The sequence below is a fragment of the Streptomyces sp. NPDC041968 genome, assembly GCF_055589025.1.
This window is the reverse complement of the sequence record NZ_JBVJCB010000010.1, coordinates 239,001-260,010: the sequence shown is the minus strand read 5'-3', so window position 1 is coordinate 260,010 and position 21,010 is coordinate 239,001. Positions and strand designations below refer to the sequence as shown.

20 protein-coding genes are annotated in these 21,010 nt (G+C 73.7%); 7 read left to right on the top strand and 13 right to left on the bottom strand.

Going from position 1 to position 21,010, the window contains the following annotated elements; translation table 11 throughout:
- Window positions 1–127 precede the first annotated feature (127 nt).
- Entirely contained in the window at window positions 128–1,162 is a 1,035-nt protein-coding gene (locus tag ACZ6EG_RS24925; protein WP_391969312.1) for a lactonase family protein, read from the top strand.
- A 169-nt stretch (window positions 1,163–1,331) separates the two neighbouring features.
- Here the strand turns inward: ACZ6EG_RS24925 and ACZ6EG_RS24920 are convergent, their stop codons facing one another.
- From ACZ6EG_RS24920 to ACZ6EG_RS24900, 5 genes are all read right to left on the bottom strand, one after another.
- Window positions 1,332–2,252 carry a sirohydrochlorin chelatase gene (locus tag ACZ6EG_RS24920; RefSeq protein ID WP_469607701.1) on the bottom strand — a complete coding sequence of 307 codons (921 nt, stop codon included), beginning with the start codon at window positions 2,250–2,252 and terminating at the stop codon, window positions 1,332–1,334.
- Between the two features lie 134 nt (window positions 2,253–2,386).
- A complete protein-coding gene (locus ACZ6EG_RS24915; protein WP_469607698.1) occupies window positions 2,387–3,376 on the bottom strand; it encodes an N-acetylglucosamine kinase in 990 nt (329 codons plus the stop codon).
- Window positions 3,373–4,050, bottom strand: a complete 678-nt coding sequence (locus ACZ6EG_RS24910) for a uracil-DNA glycosylase (protein ID WP_356606651.1) — start codon at window positions 4,048–4,050, stop codon at window positions 3,373–3,375. Before ACZ6EG_RS24910 ends, ACZ6EG_RS24915 begins: the two co-directional genes overlap by 4 nt.
- A gap of 70 nt (window positions 4,051–4,120) precedes the next feature.
- The gene (locus ACZ6EG_RS24905; protein ID WP_391969310.1) at window positions 4,121–5,272 is read right to left on the bottom strand and encodes a WD40/YVTN/BNR-like repeat-containing protein; all 1,152 of its coding nucleotides are present in this window, start codon (window positions 5,270–5,272) and stop codon (window positions 4,121–4,123) included.
- Window positions 5,273–5,351: 79 nt separating this feature from the next.
- Window positions 5,352–7,034 (bottom strand): acyl-CoA dehydrogenase family protein, encoded by a 1,683-nt coding sequence (locus tag ACZ6EG_RS24900; protein WP_469607694.1) that lies wholly within the window; start codon window positions 7,032–7,034, stop codon window positions 5,352–5,354.
- A 112-nt stretch (window positions 7,035–7,146) separates the two neighbouring features.
- Here ACZ6EG_RS24900 and ACZ6EG_RS24895 point away from each other — a divergent pair, with 112 nt between their 5' ends.
- Window positions 7,147–7,899 carry a PaaX family transcriptional regulator C-terminal domain-containing protein gene (locus ACZ6EG_RS24895; protein WP_469607689.1) on the top strand — a complete coding sequence of 251 codons (753 nt, stop codon included), beginning with the start codon at window positions 7,147–7,149 and terminating at the stop codon, window positions 7,897–7,899.
- A 32-nt stretch (window positions 7,900–7,931) separates the two neighbouring features.
- Here ACZ6EG_RS24895 and ACZ6EG_RS24890 read toward each other — a convergent pair whose 3' ends face one another.
- Entirely contained in the window at window positions 7,932–8,735 is an 804-nt protein-coding gene (locus tag ACZ6EG_RS24890) for a pectate lyase (RefSeq protein WP_469607686.1), read from the bottom strand.
- Window positions 8,736–8,956: 221 nt separating this feature from the next.
- Window positions 8,957–10,036 (bottom strand): NADH:flavin oxidoreductase/NADH oxidase, encoded by a 1,080-nt coding sequence (locus ACZ6EG_RS24885; protein ID WP_391969306.1) that lies wholly within the window; start codon window positions 10,034–10,036, stop codon window positions 8,957–8,959.
- A 154-nt stretch (window positions 10,037–10,190) separates the two neighbouring features.
- On the opposite strand from ACZ6EG_RS24885, the gene ACZ6EG_RS24880 reads away from it, so the two are divergent.
- Window positions 10,191–10,553 carry an ArsR/SmtB family transcription factor gene (locus tag ACZ6EG_RS24880; RefSeq protein WP_391969305.1) on the top strand — a complete coding sequence of 121 codons (363 nt, stop codon included), beginning with the start codon at window positions 10,191–10,193 and terminating at the stop codon, window positions 10,551–10,553.
- A 21-nt stretch (window positions 10,554–10,574) separates the two neighbouring features.
- Here ACZ6EG_RS24880 and ACZ6EG_RS24875 read toward each other — a convergent pair whose 3' ends face one another.
- Window positions 10,575–11,921 (bottom strand): FAD-dependent oxidoreductase, encoded by a 1,347-nt coding sequence (locus ACZ6EG_RS24875; RefSeq protein ID WP_469607681.1) that lies wholly within the window; start codon window positions 11,919–11,921, stop codon window positions 10,575–10,577.
- 227 nt (window positions 11,922–12,148) lie between these two features.
- Here ACZ6EG_RS24875 and ACZ6EG_RS24870 point away from each other — a divergent pair, with 227 nt between their 5' ends.
- Complete coding sequence (locus tag ACZ6EG_RS24870; protein WP_391969303.1) at window positions 12,149–12,595, top strand: DUF6214 family protein; 447 nt, start codon at window positions 12,149–12,151, stop codon at window positions 12,593–12,595.
- Window positions 12,596–12,611: 16 nt separating this feature from the next.
- On the opposite strand, the gene ACZ6EG_RS24865 is transcribed toward ACZ6EG_RS24870, so the two are convergent.
- Window positions 12,612–13,268, bottom strand: a complete 657-nt coding sequence (locus tag ACZ6EG_RS24865; RefSeq protein ID WP_469607677.1) for a DUF305 domain-containing protein — start codon at window positions 13,266–13,268, stop codon at window positions 12,612–12,614.
- Between the two features lie 204 nt (window positions 13,269–13,472).
- Between ACZ6EG_RS24865 and ACZ6EG_RS24860 the strand changes: the two genes are divergently transcribed.
- Window positions 13,473–14,975, top strand: a complete 1,503-nt coding sequence (locus ACZ6EG_RS24860) for an LVIVD repeat-containing protein (protein WP_391969301.1) — start codon at window positions 13,473–13,475, stop codon at window positions 14,973–14,975.
- On the opposite strand, the gene ACZ6EG_RS24855 is transcribed toward ACZ6EG_RS24860, so the two are convergent.
- The 4 genes from ACZ6EG_RS24855 to ACZ6EG_RS24840 form a co-directional block, all read right to left on the bottom strand.
- Window positions 14,963–15,682 (bottom strand): TetR/AcrR family transcriptional regulator, encoded by a 720-nt coding sequence (locus tag ACZ6EG_RS24855; protein ID WP_391969300.1) that lies wholly within the window; start codon window positions 15,680–15,682, stop codon window positions 14,963–14,965. The genes ACZ6EG_RS24860 and ACZ6EG_RS24855 overlap by 13 nt on opposite strands.
- Before the next feature lie 392 nt (window positions 15,683–16,074).
- Window positions 16,075–16,746 carry a phosphatase PAP2 family protein gene (locus ACZ6EG_RS24850; protein WP_391969299.1) on the bottom strand — a complete coding sequence of 224 codons (672 nt, stop codon included), beginning with the start codon at window positions 16,744–16,746 and terminating at the stop codon, window positions 16,075–16,077.
- A gap of 65 nt (window positions 16,747–16,811) precedes the next feature.
- Window positions 16,812–17,747 carry a M56 family metallopeptidase gene (locus ACZ6EG_RS24845; protein ID WP_469607672.1) on the bottom strand — a complete coding sequence of 312 codons (936 nt, stop codon included), beginning with the start codon at window positions 17,745–17,747 and terminating at the stop codon, window positions 16,812–16,814.
- A 108-nt stretch (window positions 17,748–17,855) separates the two neighbouring features.
- Window positions 17,856–18,461, bottom strand: coding sequence for a DUF5134 domain-containing protein (locus ACZ6EG_RS24840; RefSeq protein WP_391969297.1), 606 nt, complete (start codon window positions 18,459–18,461; stop codon window positions 17,856–17,858).
- A gap of 187 nt (window positions 18,462–18,648) precedes the next feature.
- Here ACZ6EG_RS24840 and ACZ6EG_RS24835 point away from each other — a divergent pair, with 187 nt between their 5' ends.
- Window positions 18,649–20,337 (top strand): FUSC family protein, encoded by a 1,689-nt coding sequence (locus tag ACZ6EG_RS24835; RefSeq protein WP_469607669.1) that lies wholly within the window; start codon window positions 18,649–18,651, stop codon window positions 20,335–20,337.
- The gene (locus tag ACZ6EG_RS24830; RefSeq protein WP_384691294.1) at window positions 20,334–20,891 is read left to right on the top strand and encodes a MarR family winged helix-turn-helix transcriptional regulator; all 558 of its coding nucleotides are present in this window, start codon (window positions 20,334–20,336) and stop codon (window positions 20,889–20,891) included. Before ACZ6EG_RS24835 ends, ACZ6EG_RS24830 begins: the two co-directional genes overlap by 4 nt.
- The last annotated feature ends 119 nt before the right edge of the window (window positions 20,892–21,010 follow it).

Below are 21,010 nucleotides of genomic sequence, written 5' to 3'. Positions count from 1 at the left end.
TCTAGACCGCAGCTGATCGACTGCTACCGTCACCCCGGGGCAGACGATCAGTCGGCACTCGACCAGAAGCCGTACGAGCGGCGCGAAGCGTACGAGGCGGCATGAGCCGACACGAGAGGGGCCAGCGGTGGCAGACGGCGGCAGGCGGCAGCGACGGGCGTTCATCGGGTCGTTCACGGCGGCCGGCGGGCCCGGCATCGTCATGGCGACCGTCGCACCCGACACCGGTGCGCTGACGGTCCTGAACGGCACGGACCGCCTGCCCGACCCCTCCTACCTGGCCCTGGCGCCCGACGGGGAGACGCTCTACGCGGTCAGTGAGACGGCCGAGGGTGCGGTGGCCGCCTACCGGGTGAGCGGGGACAAACCCGAGCCCGCCGGGCGGCCGGTGTCCGTCGGGGGCGACGGACCGACCCACCTCAGCCTCCACGCCGGACACGTCCTGACCGCCAACTACGGTTCCGGCAGCGTCACCGCCGTGCCGGTCCGACCCGACGGAACCCTCGCCCGGACCCTGTCCGGCGTCCTGAGGCACACCGGCTCCGGCCCGCACGCCCAGCGCCAGCAGGGACCGCACGCCCACCAGGTGCGGCCCGACCCGAGCGGGCGGTGGGTGGTCAGCGTGGATCTCGGCACCGACTCGGTGCGGGTCTGCACCCTGACGGACGGCGCCCTCGCCGTGCACCGGGAGATCGCGCTGCGCCCCGGCTCGGGCCCCCGGCACCTGGCGTTCCACCCGGGCGGCTCCCATGCCTACGTGGTCAACGAACTGGCGCCGACGGTCACCGTCTGCCACTGGGACGCCGCCGACGGCGTCCTGCAGCCCGTGAGCGAGGTGCCGGTGCTGCCCGGGGCTCCGTCCGGTGACGCCTACCCGTCCGGGATCGTCGTCTCGTCCGACGGCCGCTTCGTGTGGACCGCGACCCGCGGTGAGGACGTCCTGTCCGTGTTCGCCGTCGAGCCGGACGGGCTGCGGCTGTCCGGGACCGTGCCGTGCGGCGGGCACTGGCCGCGGGAGATCACCGAGTCGGGCGGCTTCCTGTACGCGGCCAACGAGCGCTCGGGAGACGTGACCTGGTTCGTCCCGGACCCGGAGACGGGCGTCCCCCGACGGGCCGGCTCGCTCGCGGTGCCCGCGGCGTCCTGCGTGATCTTCGGCTGACCGGCACGGCCGACGGCCCGCCGGCGGTTCCGGTGGCCCCGGCGGCCGCACGCCGCAGGTCACACGGTGGCCTCGGCGAACCACACGCCCGTACGACGGAAGGGGCCCGCTCCTGCAACGGAGCGGGCCCCTTCCGTCGTACGGGTCGCGCCGGCGCCCGCCGCGCGCGTCAGCGGACCGGCGCGCCCTGCGGCTGCTGCGGCGAGATGCCGAGCGCCGTCGTGTACTTGGCCAGCGTCAGCTTGCCGATCGCCGGGTAGGGGCCGAGGGGCTCGGCGGTGGAGCAGCCCGCCTCCTGGGCCGCCTCCGCCAGCAGGCTCGCCTCGATCTCCGGGCCGATCAGGTACGGCGCGAGCGCCAGCTGCTGGGAACCCGAGGAACGCAGCTGCTCGGCCACCGAGGCGATCGAGCCCTCGTCGTCCAGGGCCGCCGCCATCACCGGCACCGCGAGGCGCGCGGCGAGCAGCATGCCGGTGATCCCGGCCGCCTGCACGGCCTCGTCACCGCCCACGGAGGCCAGGATGATGCCGTCCGCGGCGGTCGCCACGGTGAACAGGCGGGCACGGTCGGCGCGGGCCAGTCCGGCCTCGGAGAGCCGCACGTGCAGTGCCTCGGCCAGCAGCGGGTGCGGGCCGAGCACGTCGGTCAGCTCGGCCGCGATCCGGCTGTCCATGACGGCCTGCCGGATGCGGCGCAGCAGCGCGTTGTCCGGGCCGGCGAGCAGGGGCACGACCACGGCGACGGGGCCCTCGGGCTCCTTCACCTCCAGGCCGGCGGCGACCGCCTGCTCGTAGCGCGCGGCGCGTTCCTCGGCGGCACGTACGAGCACGGTCGACAGGGAGGGGAACTCCTCGTCGTCCCCGTCGAGGTGGCCGATCCGCGCGTCGAGGCCGGGAAGCTCCGAGCGGGCGATGCTGATGACCTCGTCGGCGAGGCCTCGGGTGGCGCTGCTGGGCGTCCCCGGCACCGCGAGGACGAGCGTCGGCGCGCCCTCGGGAGCCACCAGCGGTTCGGGACGGCGGTGCCGTCCGGGCTGGCGGGGGCGCGGCATTCGTACTGGCAGGCCGGCGGGCCCAGTGGGGGAGCTCATGGCGCCGCATGTTACTGGTTTCCCGGGTTTCCCTGTTCGGGGAGGGTGCAGGTGAGCGGTATCCGTCCGGTTTTGTCGGAAGAGTGATGTACGGATCGGCTGACATCGGCACGATTCACCTCACCGGAGGGCGATTACCGGCCGCCCGGCACGGTCGTCACCCACAGCATCCGGTCATCGCCCGGAACGGTGAGCGAGCCGGCCGCCAGGTCCGTCGCGATGCGCACCGAGCCCCGCAGGGGATCACCCTCCGCGGCCGTCCGGCGCGCGTGCGGCAGCCGCTTCGCCAGTGCCTCCTCCAGGGGGACGACCAGCGGGTCGCCCAGCTTCAGCAGGCCGCCGGTGACCGCGACGCGCGGCTCCCCGTCCGGGGGGCACACCGCGGCGGCGGAGTCGGCCATGTGCCGCGCGGCGGCCCGCAGGACGTCCGCGGCGACCGGGTCGTCGGCGGCGCAGGCGGCCACGTCGGGCGCGAAGGAGGCGAGGACGGCGGGGCGGTCCGTCCGCGGATACAGCCGGCCGGGCAGCCCGGCCACCGGCCCGAACCGCTCCTCGGCCCGCGCGAGCAGCAGCGGGGAACCGCCCTGGCGCCCGTCGTGGGCGCGCAGTGCCGCCTCCAGGCCGGCCCGGCCGATCCAGGCGCCGCCGCCGCAGTCGCCCAGCAGATGACCCCAGCCGTCCGCCCGGCGCCAGCGGACCAGGTCGGTACCGGTGGCGATCAGCCCGGTGCCCGCGGCGACCACGGCTCCGGCGCGGGGGCCGAGGGCGCCGACGTACGCGGTGACGGCGTCCGCGACGAGCGCGACCGTCCGTGCCCCCAGCTCCCGGGCCAGTGCGCCCGGGAGTTCGGCCCGCAGGGCGTCGCCGAGGGTGGCCAGTCCCGCGGCCCCGACGACCACGGTGCTGAGCCGGTCCACGCCGGTCTCCGCGCTCAAGGCCCTGGCCATGGGCAGCACTTGTGCCAACAGGTGCGCGGGATCGATACCCCGTTCCCCGGTGCGGACGGGCACCCGGGACGAACGCCGCCCCAGCCCTTCCGTGCCGCCACCGCCGTCACCGGCCCTGCCGACCACGACCCGCAGACCCGAACCGCCGGAGTCCACGGCGAGGAAGCCGCCGCTCACGGCAGGCGCCAGTCGACCGGCTGCCCTCCCAGCCGGACCAGCAGGTCGTTGGCCCGGCTGAAGGGGCGGGAGCCGAAGAAGCCCCGGTCGGCCGACATCGGGGACGGGTGCGCGGACTCCACCGAGGGCAGGTCGCCCAGCAGCGGGCGGAGATTGCGGGCATCGCGGCCCCAGAGGATGGACACCATCGGCTTGCCCCGCGCCACCAGGGCCCGGATCGCCTGCTCGGTGACTTCCTCCCAGCCCTTGCCGCGGTGCGCCGCGGGCTTGCGCGGGGCGGTGGTGAGCGCCCTGTTGAGCAGCAGCACGCCCTGCCGGGTCCACGGGGTCAGGTCCCCGCTGGACGGCTGCGGGAGGTTCAGGTCGGTGTTCAGCTCCCGGAAGATGTTGACGAGGCTGCCGGGCAGCGGCCGCACCTCCGGCGCGACCGAGAACGACAGTCCCACGGCGTGCCCCGGGGTGGGATACGGGTCCTGTCCGACGATCAGGACCCGGACGTCGTCGAAGGGCTGTTGGAAGGCCCGCAGGACGTTGGCTCCGGCGGGCAGGTAGGTGCGTCCGGCGGCGATCTCCGCGCGCAGGAACTCACCCATCGAGGTGATCTGCCCGGCGACGGGTTCCAGGGCCTTCGCCCAGCCCGCTTCGACGATTTCGTTCAAGGGTCGTGGTGCCACGGGCGTCACCCTACTGCCGTACGGGTGACGTCGATCAACCCGTGGCCGAGGCCGGTCCCCCCGGTCCGGATCACCCCACGACCGCCGCGCGCACGCACAGCACGTCCGGCAGGTGGGAGGCCAACTGCTCCCAGCTGTCCCCGTCGTCGGGGGAGGCGAACACCTCGCCGTTGCGGTTGCCGAAGTAGACGCCCGCCCGGTCCGCGTCGTCGGTGCACAGCGCGTCCCGCAACACCGTGCCGTAGTGGTCCTCCTGCGGCAGCCCCGCTGAGAGCGGCTCCCAGCTCTTGCCCGCGTCCGATGTGCGGAAGACCCGGCAGCGGCGGTCCGCCGGGACCCGGTCCGCGTCGGCGTTGATCGGGAAGACGTAGGCCGTGTCACCGCGGTGCGGGTGGGCGGCCACCGCGAAGCCGAACGTCGACGGCAGCCCCTCGCCGATGTCCGTCCACCGCGCGCCCGCGTCGTCGCTGCGGTACACGCCCCAGTGGTTCTGCAGGTAGAGCCGGTCCGGCGTCGCCGCGTCCCGTGCGACCTTGTGCACGCACTGGCCGAACTCCGGGTCGGGGTCGGGCAGGAAGACCGCGGAGACACCGGAGTTGGACGGTGTCCAGCTCTCACCGCCGTCCACCGTGCGGAACACGCCCGCGGTCGAGACGGCGACCGTCACCGACTTCGGGTCCCGCCGGTCGGTGAGCACGGTGTGCAGCCCTTCGCCGCCGCCGCCCGGTACCCACTGGGACCGCGTGGGGTGCTCCCACAGGGGACGGACCAGCTCGAAGCTCTCGCCGCGGTCCTCGGAGCGGTAGAGCGCGGCCGGCTCCGTGCCCGCGTAGACGACGTCCGGCTCGGCGGCGGCCGGGTGCAGCTGCCACACGCGCTCCAGCGAGGCGCCGGTCTCCTTGGGGAACTTCACGGCCGGCCGCGCCGGTTCGGTCCAGGTGCGGCCCAGGTCGTCCGAGTGGAACACGGACGGACCCCAGTGCGCGCTGTCGCCGCCGGCCAGCAGCCGTGGGGTGTCGCCGCGGGTGTCCAGGGCGACCGAGTACACGGCCTGCGCGTTGAAGTAGGGACTTTCGTCGAACTGCCAGGTGCCACCTTGCCGGCGCCCGATGAACAGGCCCTTGCGGGTGCCCACGGCGAGCAGTACCTCGGTCATGCCGATCACCTCCGCGGCGTCGTCGACGCCTTTGTCTCGGACACGGGCCAGTCTGCACCCAGGCACTGACAGTCACCTCTGCACGGAACGTCGTCGCAGGTCGGGGCGGTGGCGTCGGGTCCGAGGCGGGGTCCGGCGCGCGTGCTCAGCCCTCGCCGGGCAGCGCCCGCGCCAGGACGCCGTCGAGGTCCGCCCCGGCCGGCAGCGTGCCGAAGGAGTGCCCCCAGTCGCCACCGAGCCGGCTCGCGCAGAAGGCGTCGGCGACGGCGGCCGGGGCGTGCCGGACCAGGAGGGAGGCCTGGAGGGTGAGCGCCATCAGCTCCACCAGGCGGCGGGCACCGCTCTCGGACGCCTCGGCCAGCCCCGACTCCAGCCGCGCCACGGCCGCGTCCAGGCGGCCGTCCGCCCCGCGCGCGAGGGCGAGTTCGCCGAAGAGCGCGTGCGCGGTGGCGGGGGAGCGGCCGAGCGCCCGCAGCACGTCGAGGGCGTTGACGTTCCCCGAGCCCTCCCAGATCGACAGCAGGGGCGCCTCGCGGTAGTGGCGGGGCATGCCCGACTCCTCCACGTAACCGTTGCCGCCCAGACACTCCAGGGCCTCCGCGGTGAACGCCGGGCCCCGCTTGGTCACCCAGTACTTGCCGACGGCGGTGGCGATCCGCCGGAACGCCGCCTCCCCGGCGTCGCCGCGCGCCGCCCGGTCCGCCGCGCCCGCCAGCCGCAGGGTGAGCGTGGTCGCGGCCTCCGACTCCAGCGCCAGGTCGGCCAGGACGTTGCGCATGAGCGGCTGGTCGACCAGCCGGGCGCCGAAGGCGCTGCGGTGCCGTACGTGGTGACCGGCCTCGACGAGTGTCTTGCGCATCAGCGTCGCCGAGGACATCACGCAGTCCAGCCGGGTGCAGTTGACCATCTCGATGATCGTCTTGACACCCTGTCCCTCGGGCCCGACCAGCCAGGCGACCGTTCCGTCGAACTCGGGTTCCGACGAGGCGTTGGAGCGGTTGCCGAGCTTGTCCTTCAGCCGCTGGATGCGGAACGTGTTGCGGCTGCCGTCGGGCAGCACCCGCGGCACCAGGAAGCAGGACAGGCCCCCGGGCGCCTGGGCCAGGACCAGGAAGACGTCGCACATCGGCGCCGACGTGAACCACTTGTGCCCGCGCAGCGTGTACACGCCGGGCTCGGCGGTCGCGGTGGCCGCCGTGGTGTTGGTGCGGACGTCCGAACCGCCCTGCTTCTCGGTCATCCCCATCCCGGCGAGCAGGCCCCGCTTCTCCGTGGGCGTCCGCAGCCCGGGCTCGTACTCCCGGCTGGTCAGCAGGGGTTCGTAGACCTTCGCGAGATCCGGCTGGGCGCGCAGCGCCGGGACGGCCGCGTAGGTCATGGACGTCGGACAGCCGTGGCCGGCCTCCGTGTGCCCCCACACCAGCCCACCCGCCGTACGCGCCACATGGGCGCCCGGGCGGTCGTCGGCCCAGGGCGCTCCCGCCAGCCCCTCGCCGACCGCCACGCGCATCAGGTGGTGCCAGCTCGGGTGGTACTCGACCTCGTCGATCCGGTTGCCGTACCGGTCGTGGGTGCGCAGCACGGGTTCATGGTGGTTGGCCAGGTCGCCCCACTCCTGCGCCGCCACGCTCCCGGCCCGCGAACCCAGCCGCCGCAGCTCCTCCTCGGCCCACCCGGCGCCCTCCCGCCGCAGGCCCTCCCGCAGGGCCGCGTCGTCGAAGGCGTCGTAGGGAGCCAGGGGAGGGGGCTGATTGGTGACGTCGTGCGTGGCGTGCCCCTCCGGACGGCCGGCGGACTCCTCGTACGGCTCCTGCGCGCGTGTCGTCATGCACCCGAGTGTTGCACTCACGCTACGGTCGCAGCAATCGTGCAACACGATGGCCGCACGTACAGTACGTCTCCATGTGGACGGACGACTCGTGCTCGAACGGAGGGACCGGATGAACGATCCGGCACCCCCGGGCGATCTCGCGCTGCGCCCGCTGTCCGCGCGCTCGGTCGTCCTCAGCCTGCTGCTCGGCACCCATCCCCCCGAGTTGCCGGTCCGGGAGCTGGTGCGCCTGGTGGAGGGGTTCGGGATCGGCGGGTCCACCGTGCGCGCGGCGCTCAGCCGGATGGCCGCCGCCGGGGACCTGCGGCGCACGGACGGCGGTTACCGCCTCAGCGAGCGGCTGCTGGAGCGCCAGCGGCGCCAGGACGAGGCGGTGCACCCGCGTACGCGCGCGTGGGAGGGCGACTGGGAGACGCTCGTGGTCACCGCCACCGGGCGCGAGCCCGGCGAGCGCGCCGACCTGAGGGCCCGGCTGACCGCGTTGCGCCTCGCCGAACTGCGCGAGGGCGTCTGGCTGCGCCCCGCCAATCTGTGCCGCCCGCTGCCCGCCGGGCTCGACCGGGTGGCCGAGCGCCTCGACGCGCGCCCCGGCCGGCCGTCCCGCGAACTGGCCGCGAGGCTCTGGCCGCTGGCGGACTGGTCCGCGACAGCGGGGGCGCTGCTCGCCCGGGTGGACCGGGCCGGGAGCCCGGCCGACCGCCTCACCGCCTTCGCGGCCGTCGTGCGCCATCTGCTCGCGGACCCGGTCCTGCCCCCGGAACTCCTCCCGGACCACTGGCCGGGCGCGGCCCTGCGGGACGCCTACACGGACTACCAGCGGGAACAGGCCCGTCAGGTCCGGACGCGGGGCACCCGGACCTGACGGGGCGGGATCACCCGCGCGTCACCCGCGGCTCACTTGTACGTGATGTCGGACGACGCGTACTTGCAGTGCGTGCCGTCGGGGCCCGAGCCGTTCGAGTCCGGCTCGTCCCCGTCGTCGTTGCCGATGTACTTCTGGCACGGGACGATCTTCTTGCTGCTGTCGCCGACGATCGTGATGTTGCGCAGGGTCGCGCTGTCGCCGTAGTTGGTGTTGATGCCGGCGATCCGGCTGCCCTTCCAGCTCACCTCGATGGTGTTGAGGTTGATCGTGCGCTTGTACTGCGTCGAGCAGTTGCCGCAGGAGCGGATGAAGGTGCCGAAGTTCTTGACGGCGAAGTTGGACACGTTCAGCGTCCCGGCGCCGTTGAACTGGAACACCTTGTCGCTGGCTTCCTTGGCGCCGCCGCCGGAGACGGTGTAGACGTTCGACGAGGAGGAGCCGCGGAAGGTCGCCGCGTCCTCGCCGACGTCCTCCCACCAGACGTTCTGCAGGGTGCAGCTGCCCTTGCAGTGGACGCCGTCCGCGGCGGGGGCGCCGATGATCACGTTCTTGAGGACGGCGCCGGGTGCCAGCTCCAGGATCGGTCCCTGGTCCTCGTCCTGGCCGCCGGAGCCGAGGTCGCCGGTGCCGTAGAGGCGCTTCATCCCGTAGTCCTTGGTGCCGGACACCGCGATGGTGGAGGAGACGCCCTCGCTGCCGTTGGGGGTCGGCCAGGTCGCGGCATGCGCGCCGATGCTCCCGAATGACATGAGCATGCCAACCGAGAGGCCGAGGGCGGCCAGCGCGCCGGTCGCCGCGCGCCCGTGGGTGCGGAGCCGTGTCGCAGTGGTCATGTTCTGGTCCCTTCCGGAGGGAGTGGGGGCTGGAACGGAACATGTAGGTGAACGCCGTGCATGATGCTGTCCATGACCGCGCGGACGCCGCACAACCCACGCTGCTGGTGCGGGTCGGCAGCGTCCGCGGCGGTCATGCTGATGAACGGACCGTAGAGGGCAAGCGCTTTCTAGTCAACGCTTCCCGCGAAGATCCCATCCCGTGCACCGGTCGCGCCCCGTCACATGCCCCAGCCGTACTGGTCCGGCATCCGGACCTCGTCGCCCAGCTCCCGTGCCGCGTGCTGGGCCCAGGAAGGGTTGCGCAGCAGCTCGCGCCCCAGCAGGACCGCGTCGGCCTCGCCGTTGGCGAGGATCTTCTCGGCCTGTCCGGCGTCGGTGATCAGTCCGACGGCGGCGACCGGCAGGGTGGTCCCGGACTTCACCCGCGCGGCGAACGGCACCTGGTAGCCGGGCCCGGTCGGGATGCGGACGCGCGGGGCGTTGCCGCCGGTGGAGACGTCGAGGAGGTCGACGCCGTGCGCCTGGAGGTCGCCGGCGAAGCGCACGGTGTCCTCGGGCGTCCAGCCGCCCTCCTCCAGCCAGTCGGTCGCCGAGACGCGGAAGAACAGCGGCTTGTCGTCGGGCCACACCTCCCGAACGGCGTCGACGACCTCCAGGGCGAACCGCGTGCGGTTCTCGTACGACCCGCCGTACGCGTCGGTTCGGTGGTTGGAGTACGGGGACAGGAACTCGTGGATCAGGTAGCCGTGGGCGCCGTGGATCTCGGCGATCTCGAAGCCGGCGGCGAGGGCCCGGCGGGCCGCGTCGGCGAACCGGCCGACCAGCTCCTGGATCTGCGCGACCGTCAGCTCGGTCGGCACCGGGTGCCGCTCGTCGAACGCGAGCGCGCTCGGGGCCACCGGCTGCCAGCCGTAGGCGTCCGGGCCCACCGGGGCACCGCCCTTCCACGGCTGCGCGGTCGACGCCTTGCGGCCGGCGTGGGCCAGCTGGACCGCGGGCACCGTGCCCCGGTCCCGGAGGAAGGCGGTGATCCGGCGGAAGGCCTCGACCTGGGTGTCGTTCCACAGGCCGAGGTCCTGCGGGGAGATGCGGCCCTCCGGTGCGACGCCGGTGGCCTCGACGACGATCAGGCCGGTGCCGCCGACCGCGCGTGCGCCGTAGTGCGCGAAGTGCCAGTCGCCGGGCACCCCGGCCGCCGGGCCCTGGGGGGCGGCGGAGTACTGGCACATCGGCGGCATCCAGACCCGGTTGGGGATCGTGGTGCCGCGCAGCTGGAGAGGCTGGAAAAGGGCGCTCATGGAGGGCTGCTCCCAGGACGAGGCGGGGCGGGACGCTTCGTACGATAGCCCTCGTAGTACGGTGAGTGTCAAACTACGGCGTCCTTCGTACAATGGAGGTTCCCGACGGAGGCCCCTCCTGGACGGTGGGCCCTCCCGGACGACTGGAGCCGCCGTGACCCCCGCCGCCACCGCCGCCGGCACCCGCGACCTGCCGCACCCGGCGCGGGACGAGATCAGGCTGGAGGGCGTGCTGCACGCGCTCTCCGATCCGGTGCGGATGCGGATCGTGCGCACCCTCGCCGCCGACAGCGCGGAGCTGTTCTCCTGCTCGTACTTCGACCTGCCGGTGACCAAGTCCACCACCACGCATCACTTCCGGGTGCTGCGGGAGAGCGGGGTGATCCGGCAGGTCTACCGGGGTACGGCCAAGATGAACGGCCTGCGCAGGGACGACCTGGACGCGCTGTTCCCCGGGCTGCTCGACGCCCTCCTCGCCGCCGCCGCCCGCCAGGCCGCCCGCCTCGGCGCCGGCTGACGCCCGGTCGGCCGCAGCTGTTCAGCCCGTGGCGGTACGCGCCGCCGCCAGCAGCGACTCCCAGTCGGGCAGCTTCGCCACGCGGCGCCCCAGGGAGGCTCCGAGTTCCGCCTCGGCCCGCTCGATGGCACGCCACCCGGCCCACTCGACCGGGTCGACGCCCTCGGCGCGCAGCATGCCGAGGGGGTCGGCGGGTACCTCCCGCTCCGCGAGCGCGCCGGCGTCCGCCAGCAGCGACCTGACGGTCTCCTTGGCGCAGGGGCGGTTGGTGCCGATGACGCCGGTGGGGCCCCGCTTGATCCACCCGGCCACGTACTCACCGGGGGCGACGGTGCCCGCCCGCAGGACGCGCCCCGCCCGATGCGGCACCGTGCCGCTCGCCGCGTCGAACGGCAGCCCCTCCAGCGCCACCCCGCGGTAGCCCACCGAGCGCAGGACCAGCTGGGTCTCGATCTCCTCGTACCGTCCGGTGCCCGTCACGCCGCCGCGCCCGTCCGGTGCCGTCCGCTCGAAGCGCACGGCGCCCACGTGGCCCGCGCCGTCCGCCGTCAGCTCCACCGGGCGCAGGAAGAAGCGCGGGCGGATCCGGCGGGCCGCGTCGCGCGGCGGGTGCCCGGCCCAGGCGCGCAGCACCTCGACGTTGCGGCGCAGCGGACCGGGCAGACCCGAAGGATCCCGGAAGGCCGGGTCGAGCTCCAGCTCCGCCGGGTCCACGAGGACGGCCGTGTCCGGCAGCGCGCCCAGCTCACGCAACTCCTTGGTGCTGAAACGGGCCTGCGAGGGACCCCGGCGGCCCACCACGTGCACGTCGGCCACCCGCCCGGCGGCGAGGGTGTCGAGCGCCGCCTGCGGCATGTCGGTGCCGCTCAACTCGGCCACGCCGCGGACCAGCATGCGCGCCACGTCGACGGCGACATTGCCCACCCCGATCACCACCGCGGCCCGCGCCCCGCGCAGGAAGCCGCCGTCCACGGCGTCCGGGTGCGCGCTGTACCAGGCCACGAACTCGGTCGCCGGCCAGCTGCCCGGCAGGTCCTCGCCGGGAATGCCCAGCCGTCGGTCGGCCGCGGCGCCCACGCAGTACACGACCGCGTGGTAGAGCTCCCGCAGCCGAGCGGTCGCAAGGCCACCCGGGCCGACCGTGACCCCGCCGAGGAACCGCACCCGTTCGTCCTCCAGGACCGTGCACAGGGCGCCCTGCAGGGACTTGATCCTCTCGTGGTCCGGCGCCACCCCGTACCGCACCAGCCCGTACGGGCAGGGCAGGCGGTCCAGGACGTCGACGCGCACCTCGTGGTCGAGCTGCACGAGGTTTTGGGCGGTGTAGCACCCGCTCGGTCCCGAGCCGACGACGGCGACACGCAGCACGGCGGAACTCCTTGCCCTGGGCGGAAGGGCGGAGGTCGCTGGGGCTCTTCCAGCATCCCACCGCGGCCGCTCCGCTGACAGGGTGCTGCGCCCGGTGAACGGCAGGTGTTCCGTGCGTGTTCTGTTCGTATGGAATGTGATCATGCGGTTACGTTGCGTGTGTGCTCGAAGCATCCTTCGTTGATCGTTCTCTTCAGCTTTCCGACCGCTGTCCGGACGACGGGGCGATGTCCGTGCGGCAGACCTGGGTGGTGCGCGAGGGCGGCGACACGACCTCCTGGTTCGACGTCCGGCTGACGTTCACCGACGGCGCCCGGGTGGAGGCGCTCGCCGTGCTCTCCGGCCAGGGCGTGCTGGTGGAGGACGTGCGGGCCGAACCGCCCCTGTCCCTCGACGACCTGGCGGCACTCGCCGAGTGGCTGGAGAGCCCGCTCTTCGAGGCGTGCCTGCCGGCGTCCGCCCGGGCCGCCGGCCGGCGGGCCCGTCCCACATGGCCGCGGGGCAGGGAGGGGCGCCGGCTGGTCGCTCAGGAGTATCGGGCGGCCCGCGCGAAGGGCGCCGATCCCGTGCTCGCGGTGATGTGCGCGACGGGGCACAGCCGGCGGAGGTCGCTCCGGCTGATCGGGCAGGCGCGCGACGAGGGCTTCCTGGCGCCGCGCCGCGCCCGTCGCTGAGGCGTGGCCGACAGCGTCAGAGCATCCCGCGCATCCGCGAGATCTCGCTCGTCTGCTGGGCGACCACGTCGTCCGCCATCTCCTCGACCTGGACGTTGTTGCCCTGCGACTTCACGTCCGTGGCCATGGTGATCGCCCCTTCGTGGTGAGTGATCATCAGCTTGAGGAAGAGCTGGTCGAAGGCCTTCCCCCTCGCCGCGCGCAACTTCTCGAGCTGGGCCTCGCTCGCCATGCCGGGCATCGCGGCGTGGTCGTGCCCGCCGTCCGTCTCCTTCTCGCCGTGCGTCTTCAGCCAGCCCTGCATCGCCGTGATCTCCGGTCCCTGGGCCGCGGAGATCCGGTCGGCGAGCTTGCGGACCTGGCCGGACTGGGCGCGCTCCGGCACGAGTTCGGTCATCTCCAGGGCCTGTGTGTGGTGCTGGATCATCATCCGGGCGTACGAGACGTCCGCCGAGTTGGGGGAGTCGTCGTCGGCGCGCTGCTCCTCGGCGTCCTGCGCGGAGAGCGTCCGGTTGGCCTCGCCCGGCTTGCCGGGGGCGATCACCGAGGGGCCGGACGAGGCCGCCGACCCGGTGTCCGAACCGGAGTCGCAGGCCCCAAGGCCGAGCACGGCCAGTGCGGTCAGTGAGGCCGTGACGAGCGACGCGCGGGTCGACGCGGAACGGAAGGGCACAACGTCCTCCTGTGGCTGGGCCCCCGGCGGGGGAGGAAAGCGGAACACCTCGTGAGTGCCGTGACCGTCTTAGCACGGTTCCGCGCGTCACTGATCAAAAAACTTCATTGCGAGTTTGTTGCCCCCTGTTGATATGTGCATGGTGAAGACGATACTGCGGGGTGCGTGAACCGTTCCGAAGGGAACGGACGTAGGGAGGAAACAGTGACCCTGTTCAATGACCCGCGAACGCGGCGCAGACGTCTGGGAGTTGCGGCGGCCGCCGCCGGTCTCCTGTCCGCGCTGCTGACGGCCGGCCCGGCGATGGCGACCCCCGACCCGGGTGACGGGCCGGCTGCCTCAAAGGAGGTGTCCAAGAGCGCGCGCGCCGAGGTCCGCGAGGCGATCGAGAGCGGCGAGATACCCGGTCAGGACGAGATCGTCCACTCGGACAACATCGAGCACCTGGCCAACATCCCCAAGGACGCGCTGCCCGGCACCAACTCGGACCTGGCCTTCCAGGGCCGGTACGCGTTCGCCGGCAACTACGACGGCTTCCGCATCTTCGACATCAGCAACCCGAAGAAGCCGAAGACCGTCGCCCAGGTGCTCTGCCCGGGCTCCCAGAACGACATCTCCGTCTCCGGAGACCTGCTGTTCCTGTCGACCGACTCCTCGCGCAGCGACAGCAGTTGCAACAGCACCACGCAGCCGGCGACCGAGAAGTCCTCCTGGGAGGGCATGAAGGTCTTCGACATCAGCGACAAGCGGAACCCGAAGTACGTCGCCGCCGTCGAGACGGCCTGCGGCTCGCACACCCACACCCTGGTGCCCGAGCGCAAGAACGTCTACGTGTACGTCTCCTCGTACTCGCCGAACGCCGCGTACCCGGACTGCCAGCCGCCGCACGACGGCATCTCGGTCATCAAGGTGCCGCGCAAGGCGCCCGAGCGTGCGGCCCTCGTGGGCTTCCCCGTGCTGTTCCCGGGCGAGGGCCCCGACGGCGGCGGCAACCCGGGCGGGCCCACCAACCCGGGCGTGTCCAAGACCACCGGCTGCCACGACATCACCGTGCTGCCCTCCGAGGACCTGGCGGCGGGCGCCTGCATGGGCGACGGCATCCTGTTCTCCATCAAGGACCCCGAGCGCCCGAAGGTGATCGACCGCGTCCAGGACAACGTCAACTTCGCGTTCTGGCACTCGGCTACCTTCAACCAGAAGGCGAACAAGATCGTCTTCACCGACGAGCTGGGCGGCGGCGGCGCCGCCACCTGCAACGCGGAGATCGGCCCGAACCGCGGCGCCGACGGCATCTACGACATCGTCGGCCGGGGAGACCACCGCGAACTGGTCTTCCGCAGCTACTTCAAGATCCCCCGTCACCAGGCGGACACCGAGAACTGCGTCGCCCACAACGGCTCGCTGATCCCGGTCAAGGGCCGCGACCTCATGGTCCAGGCCTGGTACCAGGGCGGCGTCTCCGTCTGGGACTTCACCGACTCCAAGCGCCCCAAGGAGATCGCCTACTTCGAGCGCGGTCCGCTCACCACGGACGGTGTCACCACGGGTGGTTCCTGGTCGGCGTACTACTACAACGGCTACATCTACTCGAACGACATCGCCAAGGGCTTCGACGTCCTGAAGCTCAGTGACCGGCGCACCGACCCGGCCAAGCGGGTCCACCTGCGCGAGCTGAACACGCAGACGCAGCCGGACTACTTCGACTGAGCCGTCCGTCCGGTCCCGCCGGCCCGGTCCGTCCGGGCCGGCCGGCGGGACCCGCCGGTCGCGAAGAAGCGCGACAGGTCCGTCTCGCACCCCGTCCCGCCGGGCGCCTCGGCGTCCGGCGGGACACCCAGCTCCCAGGCCAGCCGATAGCGTCCGAACAACTCGGCGCGCAGCACCGGCACGGGCATCGGCGCGCCCGGCACCAGAGCGGCGAAGACGGCGCCCATCAGCAGGGCACGCAGCATCGGGTAGTCGCGGTCGACGTCCCGGGAGCCGTGCCGTGCCACCGTGTCCCGCAGCAGCTCGGCCAGCCGCCGCTGCTCCGGGCACGGCACGAAGCCCACCTCGGCCTGGAGCAGGCCCGCCATGTGCTGCCGCATGAGCACCGGCCGGTCCCGGGCGAGGCCCAGGATCGCGTCGATGGCCCGGGCCATCCGCTCCGGCCCCTCGACCGTGCGCGGCTCGCGCTCCAGCGCCTCCTCCAGCGTGCGGTGCATCAGCCGGTGCACGGCGGACTGCACCAGCTGGCGCTTGCCGGGAAAGTAGTACGAGACCAGACCGCGCGCCGCACCGGCCCGGTCGGCGATGTCGCCGAGCGTGGTCGCGTCGTACCCGTGCTCGCCCACCAGCTCCACCGCGGCCTGCAGGAGCCGCTCCTGGGAACGCCGACGCAACTCTTCATTGACCGAGGCGCTGCGCGGGGACATGCTGTACTCCTGCGTTGACTGGCTGCCAGCCAACTATACTCAGCGCAGGCGGACGGGCCCCGGTGGGCCCTGTCCGGCTACGTCTGCCTCGGGCGACACGGGGGATCGTCCGAGGCGGACGGCCCGCCCTGCTGGTTGCCTCGGGCTACGTGCCCGGCGAGAGGGCGCTCCTCCTCCTCCACCGAGCTGGGCGAAATCGCTCGCTCCGCGTGTCTGGACGAGGGGCGGCTTCCTTCACGTGCCCGGGTGGGGCCGCTCGCTTCGTGCCTGCCGGACAAGCCCTTGTCAGGCGGTGCCGTGCGGCGCGTCGATCTGTGCGGCTCGTACGGCCCCGGTGGCCGTCGTGGCCGGGACGGTCCGCGCAACGGCCGTGGGGGCCTGAGCCGGCATGGTCAGGGGTGGCGGCGCCGGTGGACCAGTACCGCGACGGCCACGACCAGGGCGCCCATGAGCCAGCCGCCGACGACGTCCGTGGCCCAGTGGACGCCGAGCCACACCCGGGTCACGCCGACGCCGATGACGGAGACCACCGCCACGGCCAGGGCGGCCAGGCGCGCGCCCCGGGGGGCGCCGTAGTGATGGACCAGCCAGACCAGCAGGCCGCACACGAAGGTGGCGGTCATGGCGTGGCCGGAGGGGAAGGCCGCGTAGTGCGCGGAGTCCACAGGATCGGTCCAGACCGGGCGCGGGCGGTCCACCGCCGCCTTCAGGGCCTGCTGGAGCAGGCTGCCCAGCAGACACGTCGCCCCCAGCCACACGGCCGTCCACCGGTCCTCGCGCCGCAACCACAGCCACAGCACGACCACCGCGCACAGCAGCCTCATCGTCCACGTGTCCCACACCCAGTCGGTGAGGATGCGCATGGCCTGTGTGATGCCCGGCTCGTCGACCGCCCAGCGGTGCGTGGTGCCGGCGATGTCGTCGTCCATGGCGATCAGCGGGTGCCACTCGACCGCGACCAGGGTGAGCAACAGCGCGGAGCACAGGGCGAGTACCCACGTCACGAGGAGGGCGGTGCGGGCCTGCGGGGGGCCGGGCGGGGATTCGACGGGCGGCGTCTGCATGCTGCGATACTCGCGGACTCGGGGGCTCCGGGGCCAATTCCCGGGACGGGCGAGCGGTGCGGGACCTACCCCAGCGCCCGCAGTCCCGGGACGAACGCCACCAGCACCGGCACGACCGGCACCAGCGCGGCCGCCGCGGTCAGCCGCAGCCGCCGGGCCGCCGTCAACCGGTTCGGCGGGGTGAGCAGCCGGTCCACCCGCTGCGGGACGTGGGCCTGCGCGGTCGGGCAGGGGCCGAAGACACCGCGGTCCTCGTTGAGTTCGACCAGGGCGAGGGCGGTGGTCAGCCGGCCGAAGCGCCGGGAGGCCACGTCGTCGGCGGCGAGTTCGACCAGGCGGTGCATCTCGTCGCGGAACGCCGCGAACACCGGGACCTGCGGGAATCCGTCCGCCAGCGCGGCCGAGCAGTGCAGCAGCCAGTCGTGCCGCGCCTGCGCGTGCCCCTTCTCGTGGGCGAGGACCGCGTCCAGCTGCCGCCCCTTGAGGCGGCGCAACGCGGCGGTGGTGACGACCAACTGCGGGGGAGTGCCGGGCAGCCACCAGGCGTCGGGCCGCTCGCCCTCCAAGACGACCAGCGGCTCCGAGCGGGGCGCCTCGCCGGGCAACAGCGGAGCGCGCAGCAGCAGTTCGGCCCGGCGGCGGCGACGCCGGGCCCTGGCCCGTACGATCTCCCGGGTCAGCATCGCGACGCTCCACAGCCCGCCGCAGGCGAGCGTGACAGCGGTGGCGTCCGCCCATGGGCCGGACGTACCGAGCGCGTAGGCCTCGACCGCCGGGCCCGGAGCCGTCGCGAAGACGTGCCCGCCCACCGCGTGCCAGGCCGCCGCCGCGCTGAGCGTCATCGACAGGGCGCAGCACAGGAGCACGGCCGCCACGACGCACTGCCACACCCACAGGGCGACCACCGGTTCGCGGTCCGGCCAGTCGCCCCGCGCGAGCAGCCTGGGGGCCAGGACGGCGGCCAGGGCGCCGAGCAGCAACAGTGCCGCGGGGAGAATCATGGGGGCAGCCTATGAGCGCCGGGGGGCCGGGTGTACGGTCCGCGGCGCAAAGTGACGCAGGCAACGGCCGTCCGCCGGGCCGGCGGGCCTGCCGCGCGCACGCCGGTGTCACATCGTCAGCAGCATGGCGAGCATCGCGATCCCCATCGAGAGCCGGCAGGCCCGGGCCAGCTCCGGCCGATCGCCCCACCCCGCCGCCGGAACGTTCCCCGGAACGCCCCCCGCCGGAACGCCCGTCGGCGGACCGCCGGCCGTCGGAACGCCTCCGGCCACGGCGGCGACCGGTATCAGGCGCACGCCGGTCAGCAGCACGTACCCGGTGAAGTAGAGAAGCAGCAGCCCGGTCAGTGCGGGAACGCCGGAAGAGCCGTGCCCATGGGCGTGGGCGGGGGAGACCGCCATCGCCACCGCCATGTGCACCATGGCCGCGGCCCCGACGAGATGGTGCAGGTGGTGCCGTCCGGAGCGGGCCGCCCACAGGGCGCGCAGCCCGGCCGCCCCGAACACCACCGCGTACACGGGCCACGCCCACCGCGGCGGAGTGAAGACCGCCGCCGGCACCGCCATGGCGGCCATGCCGAATCCCATGAGGGCCTCGCCGCCCGCCGCGCGGCGCTGCTCCTCGACGCTGCTGCGCATGCGCAGCAGACAGTAGGCGCCGGTCGCCGCGCAGAGCGCGACCAGCAGCCATCCGGACGACGCCGGTCCGTGCACGCGTGCCTCCCCCGTTCGACGCTCGCCGGTCGGTCAAGGACTGCCCGGGCCGCGCGGCGCACACGCGAGCGCAAGGAAGTACACGGGGAGTATTCGGGGGAGCGTGGCGGATCGCCGCAGGTGACCGAGGCCCAGCTCACACAGCGAGCATTCATTTACAGGTAAAACACCTGTTAAGCTTTTCGTCATGAGCAGTGCGACCCCCACCTCCGGCATCTCACTCGGCCGACGCCTGTCCCTGGCGGGCGTGCTGCGCCTGCGCCGCCCCTCCGAGATCTGGTTCAAGCCCGCCCTCAGTTCGGTCGCCGCCGTAGCTCCGCCCAACCTGATCCTGCTGGCGCTCGGCCGGCTCGACCTCGCGATGTACACCATGGCGGGGTCCCTGTGCGCGCTCTACGCCCACAACCGCCCCTACGCCGCCCGGGCCCGCACCCTGGCCGGGGTGGTGCTCGGCATGCTCGGCGGCGTGACCGTCGCCCTGGTCACCGCCTCGCTCACGCACAACGCCGTCGTGCTGGTCACCGTCGGCGCCCTGCTGGCCGCCGTGCAGAAGGCCCTGTGCGACGCCACCCGCCTCGGTCCGCCGGGCAACGTGGTCCTGACCTTCATCAGCTCCGCCGCCCTCTTCGTCCCGCAGACCCTCGGCCAGGTCCCCGGTCATCTGGCCCTGGGCGCCGCCGCGGGCGCCTGGGCCTGGATCGTCGGCATGGCTCCCGCGCTCGTCCGGCCGCACGGCCCCGAACGCCGGGCCACCGCGCAGGCCCTGCACGCGGCCGCCGCGTACGCCGACACCCGCGGCGGCGACGACGGTCACGGTCCCGCCCGGGCCGCCGGATATGCCGCGGTGCAGGCCGCCTGGCAGACGCTGCTCTCCCTCCCCGCGACCGGCAGGGGCGCCGCCACCCGGCGCGCCCTGGAACACCTCGTGGTCCGTGCCGAGGTCGCGCTCGCCGCGCCCGCCGACTCCGACCCTGAGCGGCTGCGGACCTGGGCCCGCGCCCTGCGCGGCACCGGCCGCATCCCCCGCACCGGCGACGCCCCCGGGGCCGTGGAGGAACTCCTCGGCATGGAGGCCGAACTCGCGGCCCGTCCCGCGTCCCTGCGGCAGCGGCTCGGTCCGCTGACGCCGATCGCCCTGCGCACCGCCCTCGGCTGCGCCCTGGCCGGCTACGCCTCCCTCGCGCTCGGTATCGGCCGCCCCTACTGGGCGCTGGTCACCGCCGCCGCGCTGTACCAGGCCAACCTGACCCTGACGTGGAGCCGTGCGGTCCAGCGCGTGGTCGGCAACGTCGCGGGGGTGCTGGTGTTCGCCGCCATCGCCCCGCTGGCCCACCTCGGGCAGGCGCTCCTGGTCCTGTTCTGTCTCGCCCTCAACTTCGGGGCCGAGGCGCTCATCACCCGCAACTACTGGCTCGGCAGCGTCTGCGTCACCCCGATGGCGCTGCTCATCACCGAGTTCACCGGGTACCGGGCGCCCGGTGAGCTGATCACGGAGCGCGTGGTGGACACCCTCGTCGGTGCCCTCGTCGGTTTCCTGGCCGCCGTCGTCGTCACCGACCGGCGCGCCGGGAGCCGCGTCGGACAGGCGGTGACCGCCGCCGACCGCGCCCGCGAGCACGCCGCCCGCCTCCTCGCCGGGCCGGACCCCGCGCCCGGCGCCCTGGAAGCCGCCCGCCGGGGCCTGGCCGCCGCACTGACCGACCTGCGGACCACCGTCGACGCGGCGGCCGGCGAATGGTGGGGGCGCGCCCTGCCCCAGGAGAGGGTCGTGCTCGCCGAGCAGTCCGGACACCGTACGCTCGCCGCAACGGTCCGACACCAGGCAGCGCGTGCGGACCGGGAAACGGGCACGAGAGTGGAGGACGTACGGCCATGACCGCAACCGACGGGGGCTCGGCGGCCGGGGACGACGCGAGGGGCGGACCGGGCGGGGACACCGTCGCCGCGGTCGTACGGCAGTGGCGGGCCGTCCACCCCGACCTCGACACCGGGCCGATGGAGATCATCGGCCGCATCAACCGCTGTGCGGCCCTCCTCCAGCAGGCCGAGGACGCCCCGCTGCGCCGGGCCGGCCTCAGCCGCGCCGAGTTCGACCTGCTCGGGGCGCTGCGCCGCACCGGGCACGAGCTGACCCCCGGTGACCTGGCCCGGGAGACCTTCTCCTCGGGAGCGGCCGTCACCAAGCGCCTCAAGCAGCTCACCGAGCACGGTCTGGTGGAGCGGCGCGGCGACACCCGCGACCGCCGGGTGGCCCACGTCCGCCTCACGGACGCCGGACGCGACCTCGTCGACGGCATCCTGCCCGAGCAGCTCGCCTACGAGTCAGCCGTGCTCTCCGGCGTCGACGGGGCCGAGCAGCACGAACTCGCGGTGCTCCTCGGCGGACTCCTGGGCCGGCTGGAGGGGCGCCTGGACGCCCTGCGACGGTGACACCCGGCCCGCCCCGGTCGATCACCGCCCGCCCCACGTGCGACTCGCGGCCTCACCGACCCGGTGCCGTACCGGCGGGGTCGCTCCCGGGCCCCGCCCGGGGTCGTCAGCTCCGGTCC

What these genes read in the sequence shown, in the direction of transcription:
- ACZ6EG_RS24900 (WP_469607694.1), bottom strand. Translation starts at nt 7,034, where the DNA reads ATGACGACACGCGCGCAGGAGCCGTACGAGGAGTCCGCCGGCCGTCCG.
- ACZ6EG_RS24855 (WP_391969300.1), bottom strand. Translation starts at nt 15,682, where the DNA reads ATGTCCCCGCGCAGCGCCTCGGTCAATGAAGAGTTGCGTCGGCGTTCC.
- ACZ6EG_RS24885 (WP_391969306.1), bottom strand. Translation starts at nt 10,036, where the DNA reads ATGAGCGCCCTTTTCCAGCCTCTCCAGCTGCGCGGCACCACGATCCCC.
- ACZ6EG_RS24850 (WP_391969299.1), bottom strand. Translation starts at nt 16,746, where the DNA reads ATGCAGACGCCGCCCGTCGAATCCCCGCCCGGCCCCCCGCAGGCCCGC.
- ACZ6EG_RS24830 (WP_384691294.1), top strand. Translation starts at nt 20,334, where the DNA reads ATGACCGCAACCGACGGGGGCTCGGCGGCCGGGGACGACGCGAGGGGC.
- ACZ6EG_RS24890 (WP_469607686.1), bottom strand. Translation starts at nt 8,735, where the DNA reads ATGACCACTGCGACACGGCTCCGCACCCACGGGCGCGCGGCGACCGGC.
- ACZ6EG_RS24870 (WP_391969303.1), top strand. Translation starts at nt 12,149, where the DNA reads ATGTCCGTGCGGCAGACCTGGGTGGTGCGCGAGGGCGGCGACACGACC.
- ACZ6EG_RS24920 (WP_469607701.1), bottom strand. Translation starts at nt 2,252, where the DNA reads ATGAGCTCCCCCACTGGGCCCGCCGGCCTGCCAGTACGAATGCCGCGC.
- ACZ6EG_RS24895 (WP_469607689.1), top strand. Translation starts at nt 7,147, where the DNA reads ATGAACGATCCGGCACCCCCGGGCGATCTCGCGCTGCGCCCGCTGTCC.
- ACZ6EG_RS24845 (WP_469607672.1), bottom strand. Translation starts at nt 17,747, where the DNA reads ATGATTCTCCCCGCGGCACTGTTGCTGCTCGGCGCCCTGGCCGCCGTC.
- ACZ6EG_RS24835 (WP_469607669.1), top strand. Translation starts at nt 18,649, where the DNA reads ATGAGCAGTGCGACCCCCACCTCCGGCATCTCACTCGGCCGACGCCTG.